Consider the following 23,644-nt stretch of genomic DNA (forward strand, 5'->3'; position numbering starts at 1 on the left):
GGTACCACCGCACCGGAGCGTTCTGGACCTGTTCAGGCGGCCAGATGTGCCGCACTGTCTGGGGATCCCTCGTGAGCCCGGGAGGCCTGTGTGGAGTTCCCTCGAGAAGATTCCCAGCGTGTGGCCGATTTCGTCGCGCTCGGCGGCACCGTCCTCACCCTCGACGCGGCGGGGAGACGGGTCCGCGCGCTGGCCGCGAGCGGCGGGCGGATCACCGCCCTCGGTCCCGATCGGGAGATCTCCCGGTTGATCGGCCCGGAGACCAGCGTGCTCGACCTGGCCGAGCGCACGGTGATCCCCGGTTTCGTCGAGTCCCACAACCATCCGGCGTTCTTCGGGATGACGCTGGCCGCGCCCGTCGACGCCGGCAGCCCGCCCAACGACACCATCGCCGACATCGTCGGCCGGGTCGCCCAGGCGGCCAAGGATCTCGGGCCGGGGGAGTGGATCCGCGGTTTCCGCTACGACGACACGCTGCTCGCGGACGGCCGTCATCCGACGCGCGCGGACCTCGATCCCGTCTCCGCTCGCAACCCCGTGGTCCTGACCCATGTTTCCGGGCATTTCTGCACCGCGAACTCGCTCGCGCTGCGCGAAGTCGGGATCACCGCCGAGACCCTGGACCCACCCGGTGGCCTCATCGTGCGCGACGCGCGTGGCGAACCGACCGGGGTACTCGTCGAGACGGCGGCCTTCCTCGTCACGTCCCGGCTCCCCGGGCAGAGCGCGGGAGAACTGGCCGCGGCATTGCTGCTGGCGGACGAGGAATACCTCGCCAACGGCGTGACGTCCGTGCACGACACCGGAATCGGCCTCATCGGCGGCGCGGCGGAACTGGAGGCGTACGCGTTGTTGCGGCGGGCCGGAAAACTGCGCGTCCGCGTGCGCGGCTATCTGTTCGACCGCCTGCTCCCCGGTCTCGACGAGGGTGAACCGGAAGCTCCGGAAGGCGGTGCGGACGAGAAGTTCGCGATGACCGGCGTCAAGATCGTCGCGGACGGGTCGATCCAGGGCAAGACCGGCTGCCTCGCGGAGGGCTACACCTGCGACCCGGACGAACACGGCATGATGCTGCTCGAACCCGCCGACCTCGGCCGCCGGATCGCCGCGCTCGACGCGGCGGGCTGGCAGGTCGCCGTGCACGGCAACGGGGACGCGGCGATCGACGCGATCATCGACGGCTATTCGCGGCTGGGCTCGCCGCGCGGCACCGGCAGGCGGCACCGGATCGAGCACTGCCAGACGGTGCGCGAAGACCAACTGGACCGGATGGCCGCCCACGACGTCCTCGCGTCGTTCTTCGTCAAACACGTCTACTACTGGGGAGACCGGCATCGTGACGTCTTCCTCGGCCCCGAGCGGGCCCGCCGGATCAGTCCGCTGGCCTCGGCCCGCTCGCGAGGAATCCACTTCGGACTGCATTCGGACACCCCGGTGACTCCCGTGCCGCCGCTCGAAGGGATCTGGTGCGCGGTACGCCGGATCACCAGGCAGGGCAAGGTGCTCGGCCCGGAACAGGCCGTGGACGTCGACGCCGCGCTGCGCGGTTACACGATCGACGCCGCGTACCTGGCGGGCGAGGAGGACGTCAAGGGCAGCTTGGAGGTCGGGAAGCTCGCCGACCTCGCGGTGCTGTCCGGTGACCCGACCACGGTCGACCCGGACCGGATCCGCGAGCTGACCGTGGAGGCCACCGTCAGTGGCGGCGAGGTCGTCTGGCGGCGCGAGAGGACGGGAGCACGACGATGATCCGCAGCTGGCCAAGTGTCCTCATAGGACTGTTCGTTCCCGCTTTCGCCCTGCTGGCGGGAATTCTGCTGCTCTCCGGATCGACGGCATCGGTACTGGGTATCCCGGTGCTGTTCTTCTGGGTGTTCTGCTGCTGCCCGCTGACCACCCTGTGCCTGTGGATCAGCTGGCGTTTCTTCGACCGCGCCCACTACCCGGAGGACGACTGATGCTGATCGCGATCGTGGCGGTGGTGATGGCGGGTTCGATCGGGCTCGCGGTGTGGGCGGGGCGGTCGACGCGCGGCGGCGGGATCTCGGAGTTCCTCGTCGGTGGCCGGTCGTTCCCGGCGTGGCTGGTGTACTTCCTCGCGGTCGGCGAGGTGTACAGCATCGGGACGATGATCGGGTTCCCCAGCGGTATCTACGCGCACGGCGCGAGCTACGGGATCTGGTTCCTGGGCTACATCCTGCTCGCGTACTCACTGGGCTATTTCTTGGCGCCGTTGGTGTGGCGGGCGGCGAAACGGTATGACGCGATGACCGTGCCGGACGTGTTCGGGCGGCATTTCGGCAGCAGGCGGCTGGAGCTGATCACCTGTGTCACGATGCTGATCGCGCTGGTCCCGTGGGGCCAGTACCAGTTCATCGGTCTCCAGGTGGTGCTGAGCAATCTGGGACTGCGGCTGGATCCCGTGCAGTGCGTGGTACTGGCCGGGATCGTGGCGTTCGTCTACATCGCCGTCTCCGGGGTGCGGTCGCCCGCGTTCGTTTCGATCCTCAAGGATTTCTTCATGCTGCTCGGCGTCGTGCTCGTCGGGGTGGCCGTGGTGATCGCCGCCGGCGGCACCGCGAAGGTCAGCGGACCCGAGGTGCTGAGCGCGGCACAGACCACCATGGGCGGCTCGGAACTCACCTTCGCGATGACGACGATCCTCTTCCAGAGCATCGTGTTCTACCTCGGTTTCGGTGGCGCCTATGTGTTCCCGGCCCGTTCCGAACGCGCGGTGAAGAGTTCGACCGTGTGGATGCCGATGTACATGCTGATCTACCCGTTCCTGGTGCTGGCCGCCTATTACGGCGTGCGCGCGCATCCGGATCTGGAGAACCCGAACACGGTGTTCATGGTGACCGCCAAGGGGTTGCTGCCGGACTGGCTGCTGGGCCTCGTCGCCGCCGGAGCGGCGCTGTCGGGCGTGCTGGTGCTCGCCGCGACCGCGCTCACCATCGGCGGCATGGTCTGCCGCAACATCGCGCCGAACGTCCCGGCCGCGGCGCAACGCCGGTGGACGGTGGTCGCGGTGGCGAGCTTCCTGGTGCTGGCGGCGGTGCTGACCCTCGTCGCGTCGACGTTGATGCTCACCATCCTGAACCTGACCTACAACCTGCTCGCCCAGGTCGTCCCCGGCTGGCTCGCGATCCTGTTCGTGCGGCGGGTGCGGACCGCCGCGGTCGCCGCCGGGATGGTCACCGGCGTGCTCACCGCGATCGTCCTGTACGTCACCGGCGCGACGTTCGGCGGTTTCAACGCAGGCCTGGTGTCGCTCGGGGTGAACCTGGCCGTGGTGGCGATCTGGAGTCTCGCGGCGCCGGACCAGGCCCGGGTTCCGGTGGCGAGGTCGGCCGACACCGCCCCGGACGCCGAGGCGGTGCCCTCCCTGAGCCGGTGACGTAACTCGCGAGTTACGGCTCCAATCACGCGAGTTACGGCTAGCTCGACCGGGTCCGCCACGACCGCAACGCGAGGCGAGGCGTCGCGTCGCGGGCTGAGCCGCCTCGGCCACTGGACTTCCGTACACCGCCTTCGCGACCGAGAGCTTCAAGTCCCGGTAGCCGATCAGAGCTGACCCCAGGGATACGAACACGAAAGGGCTAAAAGCGCCGATCGTGATCCGGTGAGGCGGTGGCAAGGTCACCCGAGTGAGCTACCTCTGGCGATGTGTTCGCGGTGGTCGACTTCGATTTCCTTACTGGCAAAGGGTAAATGAGGTGAAGTTCAGCAGACTCACCCAACCGTCCGGCTCAAGTTGCGATGGAGCGCGAAGGGACTTTGATGGAGTTGTGCGCCGGTAGCCGGCGTATTCACAATAGGTGAGGAGTTCTCATGGGTGTCGACTTCGAAGGCATGAAGGACAAGGTGAGCGGCGAGCACGTCGACAAGGCCGCCGATTTCGCGAAATCGCGTTTCGGCGACCACTCCGACAAGATCGACTCGGCCGCAGACAAGGCGAAGGACTACCTCGGCGAGTCCGGCGGCGAGCAGCAGGGCGAAGGGCAGCAGGACTCACCGCAGGGTCAGTAACCCGAGGACGTCCCGGAACGGCGCGTACCCGGACGTGACCGAGGTGTCGAGCACCCGGGAGCGGCGGTAGTAGGGGCTGAGGTCGAGCCCCACGCCGATCCCGCGGATCTCGACGGTGTTCTCCTCCCGCAGCACCGTTTCCCGCAGATGCTCGTCCAGGTAGTGCGGATCGTTCGCCAGGCTCGTCGCGCCGTCCATGGGGCTGCCGTCGGAGAGGACGAGCAGGATCCGGCGTGACTCCGTTCGCGCGCGCATCCGTTCGCAGGCCCAGGCCACCGCCTCGCCGTCGATCCCTTCCCGGAACAGATCGGCTTTCAGCAGCGCCGCGAGGTCCGGGCGCGCCCGGCGCCATGGGGTTTCTGCGTCCTTGAACACGAGGTGCAGACGTTCGTTGAGCCTGCCGGGATGGCGCGGCCGTCCCGCTCGTCTCCATTCCCGCGCGGGGCCGCCGCCGTTCCAGGCGGCGGTCGTGAAGCCGAGTACCTCGCAGGACGCACCCGCGAGTTCGATCGAGCGCGCGAAGAGGTCGGCCAGCGCGGCGACGGGTTCCGCGTGCGCGGTCATCGAACCCGAGCAGTCGATCAGGAACGTCACGAGGGTGTCCGCCACGGGTTCGATCCGCTCGGTGCGGAAGATCCGGCGTTCGGTGGGCGAACTGATCAGCTGCGCCAGGGTGCGGCCGTCGAGGTGGCCCTCCTCCTGGCCCCCGTCCCAGCCGTCGCGCGCGGGTTCGGCGAGCACCGCCTTGAGGTCGCGTGCCAGCCGCCCCGCACCGACGCCCTGCCTGGCGACCCGCCGGTCGAGCCGTTCGCGGAGTTCGGCCAGCAGTCCGGGCCGCACCAGGTCCGACGCGCGCCGTTCGCGGTCGTACGCGGTGGTGAAAACCCGGTACACCGCACCGGATTCGCCCAAGGTCCGGCTGGTTCCGGCGGTCGCGGAGGGAATCTGCTCCTCGCGGCTCGCGTCGTGGTCGATCACGAGGCTGAACCGCGGATCGGTGGGATCACTCTCGTCCTCGGCGTCCTGCTCGCTCCCGGCGAGCAGGACGCCGATCGTCCGGGCGATCGCCAGCGCGTGTTCGGCGAACGCCTTCTGATCCGTCCGGTGCCGCCGAAGCCCGGCGAGGTCGTGACCGAGCGAAGGCGCCAGCCCGAACCTGGTCGCCTCGATCAGGTCCTCGGTCTCCTCGACCACCGGTTCGCCGGTGATCCGCGACCGGCAGCTCTGCGCGACCGTGTACAGCAGTAGCCCGCGTGCGGTTTCGGTCAGGCCGGAGCGGTGGAACTCCAGTGACCAGCGCACATGACGGAGGCGCAGGTTCCGCCGCATGCCCGGCAGATCCGCGGGTGGGAGCGACTCGACGCGAAACTGTTCCAGCAGCTCGAAGATCCCGCGTTCGGCCGGGTCGCGCGGGCACCGGCTCCGGTGCAGGACGGCGTCGGAGGACGTCAAGCGCAGCGCCATCCCGTCCGCGATCCCGCGCGACGACAGCAGGTCGTCGTCGGCCGACTGACGAAGATGCGGTGCGTGCAGGGGGAGCGGTTCGCGTCCGCGGTGCAGCCGTCGTGCCCGGAAATGGAGCGCCGGATCGCCGCTGAGCGCCCGGACCGCGGCCGCGCACAGCTCTTCGACCTGGTTGCGGCGCCGGGTTTCCGTCTGCGCCGTGGTCATGCCGAGAGCAGCTGGAGCTCGTCGTCGAAGCAGCGCTGGAAGTACTCCGCCACCAGGTCCCGCTCGGCTTCGTCGCATTTGTTCACGAAGGACAGCCGGAAGGCCGTCGCCGGGTCACCGAAGATCTCGATGTTCTCCGCCCAGGTGATCACCGTGCGCGGGGACATCAAGGTGGACAGATCACCGGCCTGGAAACCCTTGCGGGTCAAGGCGGCCACCGCGACCAGCGACGCCGCGAGCGACTCGGAAACGCTGGGAACCCTCGCCCGCACGATCGCGATCTCCTCGGCGGCGGGCAGGTAGTTCAACGACGCCACGATGTTCCACCGGTCGATCTGCGCGTGGTTCAGCCGCTGCGCACCGTGATAGAGCCCGTTGAGGTTGCCCAGCCCGACCGTGTTGGCGGTGGCGAACAACCGGAACGACGGATGCGGCCGCAGGACCCGGTTCTGCTCGGTGAGGGTGAACTTGCCGTCGCGTTCGAGGACTCGCTGGAGCACGAACATGACGTCCGGGCGGCCGGCGTCGTACTCGTCGAGTACCAGCGCGACCGGACGCTGCAGCGCCCACGGGAGGATGCCCTCCTGGAACTCGGTGACCTGCTTGCCTTCGCGCAGTACGACGGCGTCGCGGCCGACGAGGTCGAGGCGGTTGAGGTGACCGTCCAGGTTGACGCGCACGCACGGCCAGTTGAGCCGTGCGGCGACCTGCTCGATATGGGTCGACTTCCCGGTGCCGTGCAGACCCTGCACCAGCACCCGGCGGTCGCGGGTGAAGCCGGCGAGCAGGGCCAGCGTCACGTCCGGGTTGAAGCGGTACGCCTCGTCGATCTCGGGTACGTGCTCGCCGCGCTCGCGGAACGCGCCGACGACGAGGTCCGAATCGATGCCGAAGACTTCGCGTACCGGGAGCCGTAGCTCGGGGACCATGAGAACTCCTTACGACGGAACACTTTCCGGTTCGGACGCGCCCTCGGCGTCGACGCGGCTGATCGCCTCGGCCGCCCGCTGCAGCGCGGGAAGCGTCTGGAGCGCCTTGTCCGGCGTCAGCCGCATGACGGGCGCCTGCACGGCGACACAGAGGTTGGCGCGCCCGGCCACGAGGACCGCGACGCACACCAAGCCGGGCAGGAACTCCTCGTCGTCGAGCGCGAACCCGTCGCGGCGGATGCGGGTGAACTCGGGTTCGAGCGCGTCGAGGTCGGTGTGGGTCTTGTTCGTGTACTGCTTGAGCGGCGCGTGCGCGAGCAGTTTCCGCCGCTGCGACGGGCTCATCTGCGCGAGGATCATCTTGCCGCTGGCCGAACAATGGATCGGCACGCGCGAACCGGGCCGGAGGTAGAACCGCAGCGGCTCGGGCGTCTCGACCCGGTCGAGGTACACGATCTCGTTGCCCGACAACGTGGTCACGTTGCAGCTCTCGCCGAGTTCGTCGACGAGGTGGCGCAGCACGGCGTGCCGGGCGCCGTGGTGGGTCGCGTTGAGGAGCAGGTTCTCCGCGAGCCGTCGCAGCCGGTGGCCGGTGCCGTAGTGGCGGCCGTCGGCCTGGCGGACCAGCAGGCCCGCCCCTTCGAGCTGCTGCAGCATGCGGTGCAGGGTCGGTTTCGGCAGGCCGGTCTCCTCGACGAGGCCCTGCAGGGAGACCAGCTGATCCTTGGCGGCGATCAGCTCGAGCAGGGAGAACAGCCGCATGGTCGGCGTGTCCCCGTTGATCGGATCGGGTTCGCGAAGCAGCTCCATGTTCCGGAAAGTAGCACAAGATGTCTCGATTTTCAGAATCTAGCGTTGACGCTCGGCGATCCGCGACCTATCGTCGGTCGCATCCTGATTTCAGGAACGCCACGTATCGTTTTTTGTAAATCTCGCCTGTCGAAGGAGCGGAACATGACGGAACGGAAGACGGGTGACGGCCGCGTGGTCGTCAGCGGCCGGAAGAAGATGACCCCGTCCGAGGCCTTCGTCGAGACGCTCGTGGCGAACGGCGTCACCGACATCTTCGGCATCATGGGGTCGGCGTTCATGGACGCGATGGACATCTTCGCGCCGGCGGGCATCCGGCTGGTACCGGTCGTCCACGAACAGGGCGCCGGGCACATGGCCGACGGCTACGCCAGGGTGAGCGGCAGGCACGGTGTCGTCATCGGGCAGAACGGCCCCGGCATCAGCAACTGCGTGACCGCGATCGCGGCCGCCTACTGGGCGCACAGCCCGGTCGTCATCGTGACGCCCGAGGCGGGCACGATGGGCACCGGTCTCGGCGGCTTCCAGGAGGCCAATCAGCTGCCGATGTTCCAGGAGTTCACCAAGTACCAGGGGCACGTCAACAACCCGAAGCGGATGGCCGAGTACACCGGCCGGTGCTTCGACCGGGCCCACTCGGAACTCGGTCCGACGCAGCTCAACATCCCGCGCGACTTCTTCTACGGCGAGATCGAGGCCGAGATCCCGGAGCCCGCCCGGCTCGACCGCGGCCCCGGCGGCGAGCGGAGCCTCGACGAGGCCGCCGCGCTGCTGGCCACGGCGGAGTTCCCGGTGATCATCTCCGGCGGCGGCGTCGTGATGGCCGACGGCGTCGAAGAGTGCAAGGCGCTCGCGGAACGTCTCGGCGCGCCGGTGGTGAACAGTTACCTGCACAACGACTCCTTCCCGGCGAGCCACCCGCAGTGGTGCGGACCGCTGGGGTACCAGGGTTCCAAGGCCGCGATGAAACTGATCTCGCAGGCGGACGTCGTGATCGCGCTCGGCTCGCGCCTTGGCCCGTTCGGCACCCTGCCGCAGCACGGCATGGACTACTGGCCCAAGGACGCGAAGATCATCCAGATCGACGCGGACCACAAGATGCTCGGCCTGGTCAAGAAGATCACCGTCGGCATCTGCGGCGACGCCAAGGACGCGGCGGTCGCGCTGACCAAGCGCCTGGCGGACCGGACGCTGGCGTGTGATTCCACAAAGGACGCTCGCGCGGCGAAGATCAAGGCGGAGAAGGACGCCTGGGAGGCCGAACTCGACGCCTGGACCCACGAGACCGACCCGTTCAGCCTCGACATGATCGCGGAGCAGGAGGGCGAGGAAGGCAACTGGCTGCACCCGCGGGAAGTGTTGCGGGAGCTGGAGAAGGCCATGCCGCCGCGGGTGATGGTGTCGACCGACATCGGCAACATCAACTCGGTCGCGAACAGCTATCTGCGTTTCGAGGAGCCGCGCAGCTTCTTCGCCCCGATGAGCTTCGGCAACTGCGGGTACGCGCTGCCGACCATCATCGGCGCCAAGGCCGCCGCGCCCGACCGGCCCGCGATCTCCTACGCCGGCGACGGCGCGTGGGGGATGAGCATGGGCGAGATCATGACCGCGGTCCGCCACGACATCCCGGTGACCGCGGTGGTGTTCCACAACCGGCAGTGGGGTGCGGAGAAGAAGAACCAGGTCGACTTCTACAACAGGCGGTTCGTCGCGGGCGAGCTGGAGAGCGAGAGCTTCGCGGGCATCGCCAAGGCGATGGGCGCGGAAGGGATCGTCGTCGAGAAACTCGACGAGGTCGGCCCCGCGTTGCAGCGCGCCGTCGACGCGCAGATGAACGAGGGCCGGACCACCGTCATCGAGATCATGTGCACCCGCGAGCTGGGCGACCCGTTCCGCCGGGACGCGCTGTCCAAGCCGGTGCGATTCCTGGAGAAGTACAAGGACTACGTGTAGGCCTCGTTTCGCGCGTGAAGGCCCCCTTCCCTCGGCTCAGCCGAGGGAAGGGGGCCTTCACGCGCGTTGGGGTAGGGGGAGGTGGTGCGTTGCGGCGGCGCGTTGCGAAAGCCACTTTCGCAACCTTCAACGTTGCGAAAGTGGCTTTCGCAACGTCGGCAAGGGGCGAGTGTGGTGCCGGTGCTGCCGTGGCGTGTCGCGAAAGTGGTTTCGCGACAGGAGCGACGGGCCGGGCAGGGGGTGACTGGATCCATCGGACGCCACCGCGGCGGCGTGTTGCGAAAGCCACCTTCGCAACGTCCGGTGCGATCGGCAAGCGAGCGCGTGGGCGTTCGAGCGTGACGCGAGGCAGCCAACTGGACCCATCGAACGCCGCCGCTCTGGTGCTGGGCCGGTGCCGGCCGGGTTGCGAAAGTCAAAGCACAGACTCGTGTCTCGAAGGAGGTCTCCGGTGGACGTCACCCAGCTGCGAGCGCAGGCTCGACGGCATCTCGGCCCGCACTTCACCCGCAAGGACACCTGGGCCTCGGATTTCCCGGTGTTCGTACGCGGTGAGGGAAGCTACCTGATCGACACCGAAGGACGCCGCCATCTCGACGGTCTCGCCGGGCTCTTCTGCGTCAACATGGGTCACGGCCGCGCCGACATCGCCAAGGCCGCCGCCGACCAGGTCGGCACCCTGGCCTACGCGAGCAACTGGGGTTCGGCGCACACCCCGGCGATCGAGGCGGCCACGCTGCTGGCCGAACTCGCGCCCGGCGACCTCGGGACGACGTTCTTCGTCAACTCGGGCTCGGAGGCGGTCGAAACCGCGCTGAAGTTCGCCCGGCAGTATCACCGCAGCCAGGGGCGGCCCGAGCGGACGAAGATCATCAGCCGCGACATGGCCTACCACGGCACGACCATCGGCGCCCTCTCGGTGACCGGGCTGGCGAAGATCAAGGAGCCCTTCGGCCCGCTCATGCCTGGTGTCCGGCATGTGCCGAACACGTTGGGGCTGCTGGGAGACTGCGGTCCGGCGTCCGAATTGGACTGTGTCACGTCGATCGAACAGGTCATCCTCGAAGAAGGGCCGGAGACCATCGCGGCGCTGTTCGCCGAGCCGGTGCAGAACGGCCGGGGCGCGCTCGTGCCGCCGAAGGGCTACTGGCCCGCTTTGCGCGCCCTGTGCGACAAGTACGGCATCCTGCTCGTCTCGGACGAGGTCATCTGTTCGTTCGGCAGGCTGGGACACTGGTTCGGGCACGGTGTCACCGGGGTCGTGCCGGACCTGATCACCTTCGCCAAGGGATCGACGTCGGGGTACGCGCCGCTCGGCGGGGTGATCGTGCGCGAGAAGCTGGTCACCGAGCTGTACGACTCGCCGAAGGGCGGCGTCTTCACCCACGGCGCCACGTGGGGCGGGCATCCCGTCGCCACCGCCGTCGCCGTCGCGAACCTCACCGCGATGCGGGACGAGCGGGTGCTCGACAACGTGCTCACCGAGGGCCCGGAGCTGTTCGCCGCGCTGAATTCGCTCAAGTCCGCGCACCGTTGCGTCAAGGACGTCCGCGGCACCGGGTTCTTCTACGCCATCGAGCTGATGGCCGACCGCGACAGCGGCCGGGAGCTGACCGAGGCCGAGTCGCTGAAGGTGCTTCGCGAGGTGCTCCCGGAGGCGTTCCGGCGCACGGGCGTCATCCTCCGCGGCGACGATCGCGGCGCGACGATGCTGATGATCTCGCCGCCGCTCGTCGCCGATCGCGAGGTGCTCACCGAGCTTCTCCACGGCGTCGACGCGATGCTCAACGACGTCGAGAAGGCCGTCCAGCCCTGATCCTCTTTTCACCACGTGGGGGTCGCCGTCTTCCGGCGGCCCCCACTTCGTCCGTGGAGGTACTTCGATGAGCCTGACCACCGAGGTCACGCCGGACGCCACGCTCGACGGCTGGCGGGAGGCGTTGCGCGGCCGGAATCTCCGCGTCGCCTTGCCGGACGGCGACGACGAGCGCGCCGTCCGCGCCGCACTGACGCTGCGGGACGACGGGATCGTGCGGCCGCTGCTTTTCGGTGATGGGGCGCGCCTTCGCGCGGCAGGCGCCACGGACGACCTGATCATGGACGTCGCGGACGCCCTCGGTGACAAGGGGATCGAGGCCGCCCTGACAGCGGGATTCGCGCGTCGTCCGGAAAACCTCGACGCGGCGCGGCGTGATCCGGTGTTCGTGGCGGCCGCGGCCTTGCGGGCGGGCGTCGTGGACGCTTGTGTGGCCGGCGCGACCCGGCCGACCGCCGACGTCCTGCGCGCGGGTCTGCGGGTCGTGGGCCTCGCTCCGGGAGTGTCCACTTTGAGCAGTTGCTTCCTGCTGCTGCTCCCGAACGGACGGCGGCTGACCTTTTCGGACTGCGCCGTGGTGCCCGAGCCGGAGGCGGCGCAACTGGCGGACATCGCCCTCGCCGCCGCGGCGACCCATCGCGGCCTGACGGGCGAAGACCCCGTGGTCGCGATGCTGTCGTTCAGCACGCAGGGGAGTGCCGCCCATCAGCGCGTCGACGTCGTCCGTGAGGCGACTTCCCTGGTGCGGCAACGGGAACCCGGCCTTCCCGTGGACGGCGAACTGCAGTTCGATGCCGCGCTGGTGGCGTCGATCGCGGCGGCCAAGGCCCCCGGATCCGCGGTCGCCGGCCGCGCGAACGTCCTCGTCTTCCCGAACCTGGACGCCGGCAACATCGGCTACAAGATCGCCGAGCGGCTCGGCGGCGCCGTCGCGCTCGGCCCGATCCTCCAGGGCCTCGCCGCGCCGCTCAACGATCTCTCCCGCGGCTGCTCGGCCTCCGACATCGAGACGCTCGCGCTCCTGACGGGAGTCCAAGCTAGCCGAGCAGGGCAAGGCTGACATAGGCGATGGAGCCGACGAGCAACGTGGAGAGCAGGCCGAGCAGCAGCGCCCGGCCACCCGTGCGCACCAGGGTGCCGATCCGGACCGCGCAGCCCAGCCCGAAGAGCGCTCCCGCCAGCAGCAGCGTGCAGACCACCTTGGCGACGTCGAGCGCGACGCCCGGCAGGATGCCGGTGCTCCGCACCGCCACCATCGCCAGGAAACCGAGGACGAACAGCGGGACCAGCGGCGTGCGCTTCCCGCCCGCGGACGGGCGGCGACGGCGTTCGTGCACGCTGACCGCGGCGACCATCGGCGCCAGCAGGACGACCCGGCTCAGCTTCACCACCACGGCGACCGCGACAGCGGCGGTCCCCGCCGGGGTGGCGGCCGCGACGACCTGCGCGACCTCGTGCACGCTCAACCCGGCCCAGCCGCCGAGCCGCAGCGCGTCCATGCCCAGCCGGCCGCCGAGCAGCGGGACCGCCGCGATCGCCAGGCCGCCGTAGAAGGTGACCAGGGCGACCGCGGTCGCGACGTCGGAGTCTTCCCGTTCGACGACGCCTTCCATCGCCGCGATCGCCGACGCGCCACAGATGGAGAACCCGGTCGCGACCAGCATCGCGAGACCGCGCGGAACGCCGATCAGCCTGCCGAGCCCGATCGTGCCGAGGAACGTGAGGCCGACCGTCAGCACGACCGCGAGCAACGTGCCAGGGCCGAGGGAAAGCACCGAAGGGAGCGCGAGTTGCAAGCCGAGAAGGACAACACCGGCGCGCAGGAGCTTCTTCGTCACCTTCGCGATGGCTTGCCGGGTGCCGTCCGAGAGCACCGGCAGCGAGCCGGCGAGCACCCCGAGCACGACCGCGAGGATGAGGGCGCTGAGCACGGGAACGGCGGTGCTCAGCAGGTACGCGACGGCCACACCGAGGGCGGTGACGGCGAGACCGGTCAGATGCGGCTTGGTCCGCCGCGCATACGTGGTGCTCATGGTGTCGAGCGTCGTCCGGAGAGGACGGTGGCGGTAGCCGGGACTGCAGCGGGTAGGTCATGCAGTTTGGCTATGACCGCGCCGGAGCTGGACTCGTTGCGCCTGCTCGTTCTCGTCGGTGAACTGGGCAGCATCGGGCAGGCCGCCGCCACCCTCGGGATCGCGCAGGCGTCGGCGAGCAAGCGGTTGTCCTTTGTGGAACGACGGCTCGGTCTGGTGCTGATGGACCGGACCCGTCGCGGTTCCGCGCTCACTCCGGACGGTCGCGTGATCGCCGGCCGGGCGCACCGCGTGCTCACCGAACTCGACGGACTGCTCGACGGCGCCGAGGCCCTGCGGACCCGGCACCGGGCCGGGCTCCGCGTCGCGGCGAGCATGACACTGGCCGAGCATCTGGTCCCTGGCTGGATCGGCGAGCTCAACCGCGCGAACCCCGGCCTCCACCTCGGCCTCGAGGTCACGAATTCGGATCAAGTGGCCGTACTGACCCGCGAGGGCAAGGTCGACCTCGGCTTCGTCGAGTCGCCCGGCACGCTGCCCGGTCTCACGTCGCGGAAGGTCGCCGTCGACCATCTCGTGGTGGTCGTTCCCGGCGCCCATCCCTGGGCAGGTGGACGTCGTCCGCTGACCCCGGCGGAACTGGCGAGCACGCCACTCGTGGTGCGGGAACACGGTTCCGGAACCAGGGAGACCGTCGACACCGCCTTGCGCGAGGCCGGGGTGGGCCCGGTGAAACCGTTGCTGGAGCTGGGTTCCGCGTCGGCCGTCCGCAACGCCGTGCTCGCGGGCGCCGGCCCCGCGGTGATCAGCGCGTTGGACGTCGACGGCCGCGATCTCGTGGTCGTCGCGGTGGAAGGTGTCCACTTCGGCCGCGTTCTGCGCGCGGTCTGGCCCGCCGGACGGCGCCTCGACGGCGCGGCGGCGGAACTGCTGGCCTTGGCGACGCGCAAGCCGTCCTGAGTGGTATCTGGACCCCTTTCCCACATCGTAACTGGCACTCGCTCAGGGCCCGACTTGTTCCTACGGTGACCGGAACCACAATGGAGCTCCCAGCGCCACCGCCCCGGCGGTGCGTGCGAGAAGGAGGAGACGTGACTTCAGCGTCCGACCCGGCACAGAGCAGCGGCCTGAAACCAGGGCTCAAGCAGCGACATATGAACTTGATCGCCCTCGGCGGCGTCATCGGGGCCGGGCTGTTCGTCGGCAGCGGCGTGGTCATCCAGTCGGCCGGGCCGGCCGCGGTGGTCTCGTTCCTGATCGCGGGTCTGATCACCGTGCTCATCATGCGGATGCTCGCGGAGATGACGATCGCCAAACCCGCGCTCGGCTCGTTCTACGTCTACGCGAGGGAAGCGCTCGGCAACCGCGCGGGCTTCGCCGTCGGCTGGATGTACTGGTACTTCTTCGTCATCGTCGTGGCGGTCGAAGCCGTCGCGGGCGGCCGGATTCTGCAGCTGTGGGTACCGGACGTGCCACTGTGGGTGCTCAGTCTCGGCCTGCTCCTGATCCTCACCGGTACCAACATGGTCTCGGCCCGGTCCTATGGCGAGTTCGAGTACTGGTTCTCGTCGATCAAGGTCGTCGCGATCGTCGTCTTCCTGGTCGTCGGTGCCCTGTACCTGTTCGGTTTCTGGCCGGGTGCCCAGGGTGGGCTGACGAATCTGGTGTCCCACGGCGGATTCGCGCCACTCGGGATCGGCGCGGTACTCGCGGCGGTGGTCCCGTGCATCGGTTTCTACACCGGCGCGGAGATCGTCACCATCGCCGCCGCCGAGTCCGCGGAACCGAAGAAGGCGATCGCGAAGGCCATGCGGTCGATCATCTTCCGGGTGGTGCTGTTCTACGTCGGTTCGGTGTTCCTCGTCGTCGCGATCAAGTCCTGGGACGATCCGGCGACCGCGGTGAGCCCGTACGCCGCCGTGCTGGAGGTGCTCGGCATCCCCGCCGTGGCCACGATCATGAACGCGATCGTCCTCACCGCGGTGCTCTCCTGCCTGAACTCGGCGCTGTACACCTCGTCGCGGATGCTGTTCGCGCTCACCAGCAACGGCGACGCGCCGAGGGCCTTCACCCGGCTTTCCCGCAGCGGCGTGCCGCGGCGCGCGATCCTGGCCGGGACCGCGATCGGGTACGTGTCCGTCATCGCCGCCTACACGTCGCCGGATCTGATCTTCCAGTTCCTGGTCAACTCCTACGGTGCCGTCGCGCTGTTCGTGTACCTCTCCATCGCGCTCGCGCAGGTGCGGCTCCGCCGCAGGCTGGAACGAGAGGATCCGGACAAGCTCACGCTCAAGATGTGGCTGTTCCCGTGGCTGAGCTACGCGACCATCGCGCTGATGGCCGCGGTGATCCTGGCGATGGCGCTGCTGCCCTCGACGCGCTCGCAGTTCTGGCTCAGCGCGGTGACGCTCGCGTTGATCCTCGTCGGATTCGAGATTCGCAGGCGGCGGGGGCGGCCGGTGGCCAAGGTGCCGTCCGGGCCCGTCGATCCCGTCCCGGACGAACCCGAGCGTGCCCCGGCGACCGTCCGGGAGTGACCTGAGCGGGCTGAAAGCGTCCTTCACCGCATCCGACGCGGTGAAGGGCGCTTTCAGCCCGGCGGATCATCGGCTCACGGTGATTTCCCTTGTCACGCTTGAAAGTTTTTCGGAATTGCGGACGTGGTAGGCGCCGGTGAGGTAGCCGTTTTCGACCCGGACCGCCAGCACGCCGTCGATCTCCCGCCGACGCGGATCAGCAGACCGGGGCCACCATTGACCTGTACCGGTTCGACGGACCTTTCCGCGCCCACGGTCGGCCGCGGCAGGACGTGTTTCACCCCGCCGCCGTCGCTGAGTGCGACGACGTCGGGCGCGAGGATGTCGAGCAGACCAGCTCGTGACCGGTCGCGCCGTGGCCGCGGAACTGGTCGAACCGGCCGTCGCTCCGGCCGCGCCGGAAACGCCGATTCCCGAGATCGCCGGGCCGCGCCGGGAGATCATGGCGGAGGCGGTCAGACTCGTCGGCGCCCGCCGGGGTATCGAGGTTGCCGACGCCGACGCGGCGGGCGTGCCCGACGGCGAGATCGCCGCCCGAGGCGGGTTCCTGCCCGGCCCGCACGCCAAGCTGGCCGGCCACCTTCCGGGACTGGCTCGAAACCCAGCCCTGAACCGTCACCGCGATTCAGGCTTCCAGCCAGTCGCGGACCGCGGCGACGAATTCCTCGGGGGCGTCGGACTCGACGTAGGTTCCGGCTCCCTCGACGATCACGGTCCGATGATCGGGGAAGGTCGCCTCCAGGCGTTCGCGTTCCTGGGGGCGGAAGGCGATGTCGGCGTCGCCCCACACGATCAGCGCCGGAAGATGGGCGACGTCGGCGAGACCGGCCTCGACTTCTTCGAAGAAGGCTTTGCTGGCGAGGGTCCGGCCGGGGAGTACGGCGGAAGCCTGCCGCCGCGCGGGAGTGTCCAGCGCCCGGCGGTACTGGGTCATCTCGGCCGCGGTGGGTTTCCGCTTTCGGTGGCCGGTGGGGATGAACGTGTTGACGAGAAGGTTGAACCGGCGGACCAGGAAGCGGACGGCGGGCCCGCCGATGACGCGGGAGAAGGCCTCGAAGTGGAGGATCCCGTTGACCGGCCACGCCCAGGTGTTCGCGAGCACGAGCCGATCGAACGCGCCTGGCCGTCGCTGAGCGGCGGCCAGGCCGATCAGGCCGCCCCAATCCTGCCCGACGAGGGTCGCTTTCTCGATGCCGAGCGCGTCGAGGAACCCGGTGACCACGTCCGCGTGCTCCTCGGGCCAGTAGCGGTAGCCGGGCTTCGGCGTCGACAGCCCGAAGCCCGGGTAGTCGAGGGCGACGCACCGGAAGTCTGCGCGCAGTGCGCGGATGACGTCGCGCCAGAGGAACGACCAGGTCGGATTGCCGTGCAGGAACACCAGCGTGGGACCCGAGCCCTCGTCGAGGTAGTGCACGGTGTTCCCGTCGATGTCGACGAAGTGGCTCTCGAACGGGAACAGGTCGTCGTCGACCCAGGAGGGCCGGGCGCTCTCGGTGATGTCGGCCATCGGGCCCCCTCCAGCATCGGTATGCTTGAGTTTTTCACGCGCACTTGAGAAGGTCAAGCGGAGGTGGCGTTGCGTAGTTACGGCCAGTACTGCGGGCTCGCCCGGGCGCTCGACGTCGTCGGCGACCGGTGGAATCTGCTCATCGTCCGCCAGCTCCTCATCGGCCCCGCCCGCTACCGGGAGCTGCTCGGCGGGCTCCCCGGCGTGGCCACCAATCTGCTCGCCGATCGCCTCCGCGACCTGGAGAACGACGGCGTGGTCGAACGGCGGCTGGCCGAAGGGCTCAACGCCGTCGTCTACGCCCTCACGGAGTGGGGCGCCGAGCTGCGCGAGCCGATCGAAGGCCTCGTCCGCTGGTCCACGCCGCTCATGACGCGCGGACCGGACGGCGACCGATTCGACGCCGCGTGGCTCGTCGTCGCCCTGCGAGCGTTGCTGCCCGGCGAACCCGCCGTGAGCCGGTCGTCGACGATCGGTATCGAAGTGGACGGCGGCCTCTTCCAGCTGCGGACGACGCGTAGTGGAAGGGAGATCGAAAAACACGACGGCCGGGAACTCGACGCCGTGCTCCGAGCGGACGCGGCGATCGTTCTCGGGCTGGCGGCGGGTGCTCTCAAGCTGGACGACGTCGCCGGGCTCGTCGACATCGAGGGGAGCGAAGCCGCGGTGCGGGACACCTTCCGGGCCCGCCACCCGATCCCTCGGGCATGATCGGCTCATGCGCGTCCTGTCGGAGAGTCAGCTCGGTGCCGTCCTGGCGGGCGTTCCCGCGTCATGCCCCCGCGTGGTGGTGAGCGGGAACTTCGCCACCCCGATGCGGGCGCTGAAGGTGCTGGACGCGGCGCTGGCGGAGTACCGGTTGTTCGCGCTGAACGCGCAGGCCGGACTGCCGGACCGCGAAGGTGTGCTGCTGGAAACCCCGTTCGTGGGTCCGGGGATGCGCGGCCGCGCCGGGCTGCGGTACTTCCCTTCGCGCCTGTCGCTGGTGCCGCAACTGCTCAAGACCGCGTTGCCGCCGGACGTCGTCCTGGTCCACACCTCGGTTCCGGTGGACGGCGTGGTGTCGCTGGGCACGGAGGTGAACATCCTGCCCGCGGCCGTCGAGGCGGTGCGGGCGCGCGGTGGCCTGGTCGTCGCGCAACTCAACCCGGAGATGCCGTTCGTCCACGGCGCGGACCATCGGTGAGCGAGTGGCGGGCCTGGTCGAGGACGGCTCGACCCTGCAACTGGGCATCGGCGGGATCCCGGACGCGACGCTGGCGGCGGTGACCGGACGACGCGGGCTCGCGATCTGGTCCGAGATGTTCAGCGACGGCGTGCTCGCGCTCGACCGGGCCGGTGCCCTCGATCCGGCGGTGCCGGTGACGGCGTCGTTCGTGTTCGGTACCGCGGAGCTGTACCGGTGGCTCGACCGCAACCCGCGGGTCCGCTTGCTGCGCACGGAAAAGACGAACGATCCCGCGGTGATCGCCCGGCAGCGTGGCCTGGTGTCGGTGAACAGCGCGCTCGAGGTGGACCTGTTCGCGCAGGCCAACGCGAGCCGGGTGCGTGGGGCGATCTACTCGGGGTTCGGCGGGCAGACCGACTTCGTGGTCGGCGCGTTGCATTCACCCGGCGGGCGGGCGATCATCGCGCTGCCGTCCTGGCATCCGAAGGCCGACGTCTCGACGGTCGTGCCGCGGCTGACCGGGCCGGTGACGTCGTTCCAGCACAGTTTCCTGGTCAGTGAACACGGCGTCGCGACCATCTGGGGCAACGATTCGAGCGAGCAGGCGCGGCAGATCATCGACCACGTCGCGCATCCCGCGGCCCGGGACGAACTCGTGACGCGGGGCCGGGAACTGGGCTTCGGTCTTTCGTAGGGGGTACCCGTCAGTTCTGGGCGCCTTCCTTGTCCGGGTCCAGGTCGATCCGGTCCCGCCGCGCGCCCTCCGGTTTGCCCTGTCCCTCCTTGCCCCAGCCGGCGAGCGAGCCGATCGAATCGCCGAGCCGCTCTTTTTGGTCGGCGTCGGTCCGCGCGTACTTCTGGGCGGCCTCTTTGATACGGTCGCCCGCCGCCAGATAGCGCGCGGTCGTCTTCTGGAAGAAGGATTCGACGTCGTCCCGTACTTCCTTCAAGGCGTTGTCGCCGTCGGTGGGGGTGACCCCGCGGCCCGCCAGCTGGCCATCGGCGTACGAGGTCTTCGCGAGCTGCCCGAGGAAACCCGAGTAGACCTCGGCGACTCCGTAGCAGGCTTCGGCGAGCTCCAGCACGATCGCGACGTCCACGGCGAAACGCTGGGAGCCGTCCGGGCCGCCCTTGCCGTCGCTCGTCGCCGGCGGCTGGGTCATGTCGTAGAGCTCGAGATCCTTGCGGTCGGCCCGGGCGATCTCCTGCGCGATGGTCTTGACGGCGTCGCGGTATTCCGCCTCGGCCTTGTCCAGCTCGCTGTGGAGTGCGCGGACCTCGGTGTCCAGCTGGGCGAAGAAGGCGTCCAGCTGCGGGAACTTCAGTTCCGAGTTCATCGGTGGCGCGGTGATGTTCAGCGCGAAGTCGATCAAGGTCAGTGTCGTGCCGACACCTGCGGGAGCCTTGCCGCCCAAGGCCCCGACGACCGTACTGGCGATGTTCCAGACACCGCTGACGGCGTTCACCGCCAGCTTCTCCTTGGGCGCTTCCGTCGACGCCGGTGCGGCTTCGGTGAGCCCCTTGGTGGCCGCCGCGACGAGATGCAGGATGTTGTTCCGGGCGGCGTGGATGGTCGTCGCGCGGAACGAGTAGCTGTTGGCCAGCCACTTCATGAGGATGGCCTGGTTCCTCCGGGTGGGTTCGACCGTCGCGAGGAACCCGTCCTTGAGGGTGTTCGCCGCGAGACCCATCCAGCCGGTCATCCAGTTCCGGGTCGGCGCCTCGTTCCCGCCGGAAAGGCGGGTGATCAGCAGGTAGAAGTCGTGGTCGCCGACCGAGCCTTCCGTCCTCATCTGCTTGTCGACGGACGCGAAGGCCTGGTGGGCTTCTTCGAGCGACGACAGTTCCGGCCCGCCCGCGAGATCGGGGACCCCGGTCGACAGCTGTTCCCGCTTCCGCCAGGCCCAATCCGCGACCTGGGTGAGGACGTCGAACGCCCGGCACTCGGCGTACCTCGCGTCCGGCACGCTCCAGCCGTCGCAGGCGTCCGCCTGTGGACGATTCGCCGGGGTGCCGTCGTCGACCGCCCACGCGACGATCGGGCAGGTCGTCAGGTGACCCCGGGACTCGACCGGGACCTGCCAGCGAGCGGGCTCGGGCGCCCCGGGGAACTGGCTGGTGCCACCCCGCAGCCAACGGCCGGCGTCGCGCAGCCAGCGTCGTTCCAGTGTTTGCCAGTACTCGTTGAGCGCTGCGGAGAGGGAAGCGGCGTACTCGCTTCCGCTCAGGTATTTGCCGGTCATGACGGCCACCCCGTTTCGCGTCCCGCTGCCGGAGTGCGGGAACGCGGACCAGGCTAGCAGGGGCATGTGACGTATCGGGCCATCTTGTCACTTTTGGGCTTGAAGGCCGAGGTGGCGTGTTGCGAAAGCCACTTTCGCAACGTTGAAGGTTGCGAAAGTGGCTTTCGCAACGTCAGCGGCCTGCCCAGGTCACCGGGCATCGGAGTCCGCTCCCTCCCCCCGGCAGGCTTCGGTCGAGAGTCCGTGAAGGCCTCCTTGAGGGACCCAGAGTCCCTCAAGGAGGCCTTCACGGACCAAAGACCCGTAGGTACCCAAGACGCCACCCATGAGCCCCACGCTGGAGTTCGACCAGTGTCCCTTGTGGACAGTCGAGCGGTCGACACGCTTCGGCGACGCCCGGCGCGAGCCCTATCGGCACCGGAGCGGTCATAGGTCGCGAAAACACCCAGCCGTATAAGCCTTTTTCGGCCGGACAGGCCTGGGCCACTCAGCGTTCCGAATCGCCACCGATCGTCCCTGTCTTCACTGTCCGCGCCACTCGTTCATGTGAACCGCCCGCGTTCGAAGATCACGCGAAGAGTGCTTGAAGCCGCCATCCGAATGATCCGGCGGAACGGACCGCAACCTGCGCGCGTGAAGATCCGGCGGGGAGCCGGTTTTACCAAGAGTGACTGTTAGCGTGCGGAGTGAAGTCGTGATCTTGGATGTGGAGGCATTGATGAACCGTCTTGCCATCGCCGCGTTGAGCGCGGCATCCGCCGGCGCCCTGCTGATCGTCGCGAGTCCGCCCGCCCAGGCCGCGGCGGGGGAGGTGGTGGTCTTCTCGACGGAGTTCCAGCGGCTGGATACCTACCGGAACCCCGAGGGTTGTCACAAACTCCCCGCCGCCGCGCATGTCCTGGCCAATCTGACCTCTGCCGACGTGGTCATCCACGGTGATCCGCTCTGTCTGACGCCCGGGACGCGGGTCCAAGCGGGGTTCGGCTCTCATGTCCCGCCGGGCACCGGTTCGTTCTCGGTCAGCTGATCGGTTCGCGACATCGAGACTGAGGGGGTCCCGTGTCTGTCGATCTTGTCGTGGTCGGAGTGGGGTACGTCGGATTACCGCTGGCCGAAGCCGCTTGCGCGGCGGGGTTGTCGGTCGTCGGGTACGACACCTCGCAAAGGGTCGCGGCCGCTGTGGCCGCGGGGCGATCGCATGTGCCCGACGTGACCGCGAGCCGCTTGCGGGCCATGCGGGCGGGCGGTTTCACCGTGACGACCGACCCCGCGGTACTCGGCACGGCGGAAACGATCGTGCTGTGTGTACCGACCGGCCTCGACCAGACGGGCGGGCCGGATCTCGCCGCGGTGCGTGACGCGGCGGAGACAGTGGCCGAACACCTGCGGCCCGGGACGCTGGTGGTGCTCGAGTCGACGAGTTTTCCCGGTACCACCGACGAAATCGTCCGCCCGATCCTGGAGAAGTACGGCCTGACCGCGGGAGAGGACTTCGCGCTCGCCTATTCCCCCGAGCGCGTCGACCCCGGCAACCGCCGCTTCGGCATCCGGAACACGCCGAAGGTGATCAGCGGGCACACCCCGTTGTGCGCCAAATACTGCGCGGCGTTCTACGGCCGCTTCGTCGACACGGTCGTGGTGGCGCGCGGCACCAGGGAAGCGGAGATGGCCAAGCTGCTGGAGAACACCTATCGCTACGTGAACATCGCCCTGATCAACGAGATCTCCATCTTCTGCGACCGGATCGGTGTCGACGTGTGGGACGTGGTGCACTGCGCGGCGACCAAACCCTTCGGCTTCATGCCCTTCGTGCCGGGCCCGGGAGTCGGCGGGCACTGCATCCCGGTCGACCCCAAGTACCTGCTGGACAAGGCCGAACGGGAAGGAGCCCTGCTCGGCGTCGTGCACGCCGCCCGACTCGTGGACGACCGGATGCCCGAGCACGTGATCGACCGGGTGACACGCCTGCTCGCCGAGCGGGGAAAACCGTTGCGGAACGCGAAAGTTCTGCTGCTGGGCGTCGCCTACAAGGCTGACGTGCCGGACACCCGCGAGTCCGCCGCCATCCGGATCGCCGTCCGGCTGCGCGCGCTCGGCGCCGACCTGTCCTACCACGACCCGGTGGCCGCCGCGGTACCCGAACTGGGGCCGCCGGCCGCCGACCTCGACGAGGACCTCCGTACCGCGGACGTCACCGTCCTGCTGGTGGCGCACCGCGCCTACGACCTCGGCCGCCTGGCCTCGGCGGCCAGGCTGCTGTTCGACGTGACGGGACAGGTTCCCGGAGAGGAGGTCGTCCGGCTTTGACCGCGTCCGCCCGGGTCGAGCGACGGCGGACACGCGCGTACCGCAGATTCTTCCGAGTCCACGCGAAAAGGAGAGTGCACGAATGACCACGGCGGTCAAGAACGACAGGCTCAAGAAGCGTTTCGAGAAGTGGGACGTCAACGGTAACGGCAAGATCGAGAAGTCCGATTTCGAGGCCGAAGCCGGCCGGATCATCAACGCGTTCGGCGAAGACCCGGCCTCACCACAGGCGCGTGCGGTGAAAGACTCTTTCGTGACGATGTACGAATACCTGGCCGGTAAGGCGGGCGCCGGCCCGAACGGTGCGCTGAGCGAGAAGCAGTTCACCGAGGTGATCGAGGCGCAGATCTTCCAGGAGGGCGACTCGGGATTCGACCGGGTGATCCGCCCGACCATCGCGGCGATCGTGGGCCTGTGCGACACCGACGGTGACGGCGAGGTCAACCAGCAGGAGTTCGGCAAGTGGCTGGCGGCCATCGGGGTCGAGCCCTCGGCCGTGGCCTCCGCGTTCCGGGCGATCGACGTGAACGGCAACGGAAAACTGACCGTCGACGAACTCGTGCACGCGGTACGCGACTACCATCTCGGCAAGTCGGACGTGCCCCTGCTGGGCAGGTAGCGCGAAGTGGTGAGTGTTCCCG

Annotated in this window: 22 protein-coding genes; 15 read left to right on the forward strand and 7 right to left on the reverse strand. The window is 68.9% G+C overall.

Annotation, left to right across the window (positions count from 1 at the left end):
- Window positions 1-120 precede the first annotated feature (120 nt).
- The 4 genes from ACLJQ7_RS39320 (at window position 121) to ACLJQ7_RS39335 (ending at window position 4,029) form a co-directional block, all read left to right on the forward strand.
- Window positions 121-1,749: an amidohydrolase gene (locus ACLJQ7_RS39320; RefSeq protein WP_410653274.1), complete on the forward strand. Its 1,629-nt coding sequence runs from the start codon at window positions 121-123 to the stop codon at window positions 1,747-1,749.
- Entirely contained in the window at window positions 1,746-1,958 is a 213-nt protein-coding gene (locus tag ACLJQ7_RS39325) for a DUF3311 domain-containing protein (protein ID WP_037339284.1), read from the forward strand. The genes ACLJQ7_RS39320 and ACLJQ7_RS39325 overlap by 4 nt, the downstream gene beginning before the upstream one ends.
- The gene (locus tag ACLJQ7_RS39330) at window positions 1,958-3,397 is read left to right on the forward strand and encodes a sodium:solute symporter family protein (protein ID WP_410653275.1); all 1,440 of its coding nucleotides are present in this window, start codon (window positions 1,958-1,960) and stop codon (window positions 3,395-3,397) included. Before ACLJQ7_RS39325 ends, ACLJQ7_RS39330 begins: the two co-directional genes overlap by 1 nt.
- 434 nt (window positions 3,398-3,831) lie before the next feature.
- Window positions 3,832-4,029: an Rv0909 family putative TA system antitoxin gene (locus ACLJQ7_RS39335; RefSeq protein WP_410653276.1), complete on the forward strand. Its 198-nt coding sequence runs from the start codon at window positions 3,832-3,834 to the stop codon at window positions 4,027-4,029.
- Here ACLJQ7_RS39335 and ACLJQ7_RS39340 read toward each other — a convergent pair.
- The 3 genes from ACLJQ7_RS39340 to ACLJQ7_RS39350 are packed head-to-tail and all read right to left on the reverse strand — an operon-like array spanning window position 4,012 to window position 7,439.
- Entirely contained in the window at window positions 4,012-5,700 is a 1,689-nt protein-coding gene (locus ACLJQ7_RS39340) for a cobaltochelatase CobT-related protein (protein ID WP_410653277.1), read from the reverse strand. The genes ACLJQ7_RS39335 and ACLJQ7_RS39340 overlap by 18 nt on opposite strands.
- Window positions 5,697-6,629, reverse strand: coding sequence for an AAA family ATPase (locus ACLJQ7_RS39345; protein WP_410653278.1), 933 nt, complete (start codon window positions 6,627-6,629; stop codon window positions 5,697-5,699). The genes ACLJQ7_RS39340 and ACLJQ7_RS39345 overlap by 4 nt, the downstream gene beginning before the upstream one ends.
- 9 nt (window positions 6,630-6,638) lie before the next feature.
- A complete protein-coding gene (locus tag ACLJQ7_RS39350; protein WP_410653279.1) occupies window positions 6,639-7,439 on the reverse strand; it encodes an IclR family transcriptional regulator in 801 nt (266 codons plus the stop codon).
- Between the two features lie 144 nt (window positions 7,440-7,583).
- Between ACLJQ7_RS39350 and xsc the strand changes: the two genes are divergently transcribed.
- The 3 genes from xsc (at window position 7,584) to ACLJQ7_RS39365 (ending at window position 12,268) form a co-directional block, all read left to right on the forward strand.
- The gene (gene xsc / locus ACLJQ7_RS39355) at window positions 7,584-9,392 is read left to right on the forward strand and encodes a sulfoacetaldehyde acetyltransferase (protein WP_410653280.1); all 1,809 of its coding nucleotides are present in this window, start codon (window positions 7,584-7,586) and stop codon (window positions 9,390-9,392) included.
- Window positions 9,393-9,843: 451 nt separating this feature from the next.
- On the forward strand, window positions 9,844-11,208 hold the full coding sequence (locus ACLJQ7_RS39360) for an aspartate aminotransferase family protein (RefSeq protein ID WP_410653281.1): 1,365 nt from the start codon (window positions 9,844-9,846) through the stop codon (window positions 11,206-11,208).
- A gap of 67 nt (window positions 11,209-11,275) precedes the next feature.
- Entirely contained in the window at window positions 11,276-12,268 is a 993-nt protein-coding gene (locus ACLJQ7_RS39365; protein ID WP_410653282.1) for a phosphotransacetylase, read from the forward strand.
- On the opposite strand, the gene ACLJQ7_RS39370 is transcribed toward ACLJQ7_RS39365, so the two are convergent.
- Window positions 12,246-13,241, reverse strand: a complete 996-nt coding sequence (locus ACLJQ7_RS39370; protein ID WP_410653283.1) for a YeiH family protein — start codon at window positions 13,239-13,241, stop codon at window positions 12,246-12,248. The genes ACLJQ7_RS39365 and ACLJQ7_RS39370 overlap by 23 nt on opposite strands.
- A 72-nt stretch (window positions 13,242-13,313) precedes the next feature.
- Between ACLJQ7_RS39370 and ACLJQ7_RS39375 the strand changes: the two genes are divergently transcribed.
- Together ACLJQ7_RS39375 and ACLJQ7_RS39380 are read left to right on the forward strand one after the other, a co-directional pair.
- Window positions 13,314-14,201: a LysR substrate-binding domain-containing protein gene (locus ACLJQ7_RS39375; RefSeq protein WP_410653284.1), complete on the forward strand. Its 888-nt coding sequence runs from the start codon at window positions 13,314-13,316 to the stop codon at window positions 14,199-14,201.
- Window positions 14,202-14,395: 194 nt separating this feature from the next.
- Window positions 14,396-15,778, forward strand: coding sequence for an amino acid permease (locus ACLJQ7_RS39380; RefSeq protein WP_410653348.1), 1,383 nt, complete (start codon window positions 14,396-14,398; stop codon window positions 15,776-15,778).
- A gap of 277 nt (window positions 15,779-16,055) precedes the next feature.
- Here ACLJQ7_RS39380 and ACLJQ7_RS39385 read toward each other — a convergent pair whose 3' ends face one another.
- Together ACLJQ7_RS39385 and ACLJQ7_RS39390 are read right to left on the reverse strand one after the other, a co-directional pair.
- Window positions 16,056-16,397 (reverse strand): hypothetical protein, encoded by a 342-nt coding sequence (locus ACLJQ7_RS39385; RefSeq protein WP_410653285.1) that lies wholly within the window; start codon window positions 16,395-16,397, stop codon window positions 16,056-16,058.
- A 6-nt stretch (window positions 16,398-16,403) separates the two neighbouring features.
- Window positions 16,404-17,285 carry an alpha/beta fold hydrolase gene (locus ACLJQ7_RS39390; protein WP_410653286.1) on the reverse strand — a complete coding sequence of 294 codons (882 nt, stop codon included), beginning with the start codon at window positions 17,283-17,285 and terminating at the stop codon, window positions 16,404-16,406.
- Window positions 17,286-17,348: 63 nt separating this feature from the next.
- Between ACLJQ7_RS39390 and ACLJQ7_RS39395 the strand changes: the two genes are divergently transcribed.
- The 3 genes from ACLJQ7_RS39395 to ACLJQ7_RS39405 are packed head-to-tail and all read left to right on the forward strand — an operon-like array spanning window position 17,349 to window position 19,147.
- Window positions 17,349-17,996: a winged helix-turn-helix transcriptional regulator gene (locus ACLJQ7_RS39395; protein ID WP_410653287.1), complete on the forward strand. Its 648-nt coding sequence runs from the start codon at window positions 17,349-17,351 to the stop codon at window positions 17,994-17,996.
- A 7-nt stretch (window positions 17,997-18,003) separates the two neighbouring features.
- Window positions 18,004-18,471 carry a hypothetical protein gene (locus ACLJQ7_RS39400; RefSeq protein ID WP_410653288.1) on the forward strand — a complete coding sequence of 156 codons (468 nt, stop codon included), beginning with the start codon at window positions 18,004-18,006 and terminating at the stop codon, window positions 18,469-18,471.
- A 4-nt stretch (window positions 18,472-18,475) separates the two neighbouring features.
- On the forward strand, window positions 18,476-19,147 hold the full coding sequence (locus ACLJQ7_RS39405) for an acetyl-CoA hydrolase/transferase C-terminal domain-containing protein (protein ID WP_410653289.1): 672 nt from the start codon (window positions 18,476-18,478) through the stop codon (window positions 19,145-19,147).
- A gap of 10 nt (window positions 19,148-19,157) precedes the next feature.
- On the opposite strand, the gene ACLJQ7_RS39410 is transcribed toward ACLJQ7_RS39405, so the two are convergent.
- A complete protein-coding gene (locus ACLJQ7_RS39410) occupies window positions 19,158-20,696 on the reverse strand; it encodes a hypothetical protein (protein ID WP_410653290.1) in 1,539 nt (512 codons plus the stop codon).
- Between the two features lie 718 nt (window positions 20,697-21,414).
- On the opposite strand from ACLJQ7_RS39410, the gene ACLJQ7_RS39415 reads away from it, so the two are divergent.
- From ACLJQ7_RS39415 to ACLJQ7_RS39425, 3 genes are all read left to right on the forward strand, one after another.
- Window positions 21,415-21,723, forward strand: coding sequence for a hypothetical protein (locus ACLJQ7_RS39415; protein WP_410653291.1), 309 nt, complete (start codon window positions 21,415-21,417; stop codon window positions 21,721-21,723).
- Window positions 21,724-21,755: 32 nt separating this feature from the next.
- Window positions 21,756-23,003 carry a nucleotide sugar dehydrogenase gene (locus ACLJQ7_RS39420; RefSeq protein WP_410653292.1) on the forward strand — a complete coding sequence of 416 codons (1,248 nt, stop codon included), beginning with the start codon at window positions 21,756-21,758 and terminating at the stop codon, window positions 23,001-23,003.
- 82 nt (window positions 23,004-23,085) lie between these two features.
- On the forward strand, window positions 23,086-23,622 hold the full coding sequence (locus ACLJQ7_RS39425) for an EF-hand domain-containing protein (protein ID WP_410653293.1): 537 nt from the start codon (window positions 23,086-23,088) through the stop codon (window positions 23,620-23,622).
- Window positions 23,623-23,644 lie beyond the last annotated feature (22 nt).

The sequence above is a fragment of the Amycolatopsis sp. cmx-4-54 genome, from assembly GCF_046548895.1.
Classification (GTDB): domain Bacteria; phylum Actinomycetota; class Actinomycetes; order Mycobacteriales; family Pseudonocardiaceae; genus Amycolatopsis.

Bases quoted from the DNA above. Each gene is read 5' to 3' on its own strand.
- ACLJQ7_RS39325 (WP_037339284.1), top strand. From the start codon at position 1,746: ATGATCCGCAGCTGGCCAAGTGTCCTCATAGGACTGTTCGTTCCCGCT.
- ACLJQ7_RS39330 (WP_410653275.1), top strand. From the start codon at position 1,958: ATGCTGATCGCGATCGTGGCGGTGGTGATGGCGGGTTCGATCGGGCTC.
- ACLJQ7_RS39335 (WP_410653276.1), top strand. From the start codon at position 3,832: ATGGGTGTCGACTTCGAAGGCATGAAGGACAAGGTGAGCGGCGAGCAC.
- ACLJQ7_RS39340 (WP_410653277.1), bottom strand. From the start codon at position 5,700: ATGACCACGGCGCAGACGGAAACCCGGCGCCGCAACCAGGTCGAAGAG.
- ACLJQ7_RS39345 (WP_410653278.1), bottom strand. From the start codon at position 6,629: ATGGTCCCCGAGCTACGGCTCCCGGTACGCGAAGTCTTCGGCATCGAT.
- ACLJQ7_RS39350 (WP_410653279.1), bottom strand. From the start codon at position 7,439: ATGGAGCTGCTTCGCGAACCCGATCCGATCAACGGGGACACGCCGACC.
- xsc (WP_410653280.1), top strand. From the start codon at position 7,584: ATGACGGAACGGAAGACGGGTGACGGCCGCGTGGTCGTCAGCGGCCGG.
- ACLJQ7_RS39365 (WP_410653282.1), top strand. From the start codon at position 11,276: ATGAGCCTGACCACCGAGGTCACGCCGGACGCCACGCTCGACGGCTGG.
- ACLJQ7_RS39370 (WP_410653283.1), bottom strand. From the start codon at position 13,241: ATGAGCACCACGTATGCGCGGCGGACCAAGCCGCATCTGACCGGTCTC.
- ACLJQ7_RS39375 (WP_410653284.1), top strand. From the start codon at position 13,314: ATGACCGCGCCGGAGCTGGACTCGTTGCGCCTGCTCGTTCTCGTCGGT.
- ACLJQ7_RS39380 (WP_410653348.1), top strand. From the start codon at position 14,396: ATGAACTTGATCGCCCTCGGCGGCGTCATCGGGGCCGGGCTGTTCGTC.
- ACLJQ7_RS39390 (WP_410653286.1), bottom strand. From the start codon at position 17,285: ATGGCCGACATCACCGAGAGCGCCCGGCCCTCCTGGGTCGACGACGAC.
- ACLJQ7_RS39400 (WP_410653288.1), top strand. From the start codon at position 18,004: ATGCGCGTCCTGTCGGAGAGTCAGCTCGGTGCCGTCCTGGCGGGCGTT.
- ACLJQ7_RS39410 (WP_410653290.1), bottom strand. From the start codon at position 20,696: ATGACCGGCAAATACCTGAGCGGAAGCGAGTACGCCGCTTCCCTCTCC.
- ACLJQ7_RS39415 (WP_410653291.1), top strand. From the start codon at position 21,415: ATGAACCGTCTTGCCATCGCCGCGTTGAGCGCGGCATCCGCCGGCGCC.
- ACLJQ7_RS39425 (WP_410653293.1), top strand. From the start codon at position 23,086: ATGACCACGGCGGTCAAGAACGACAGGCTCAAGAAGCGTTTCGAGAAG.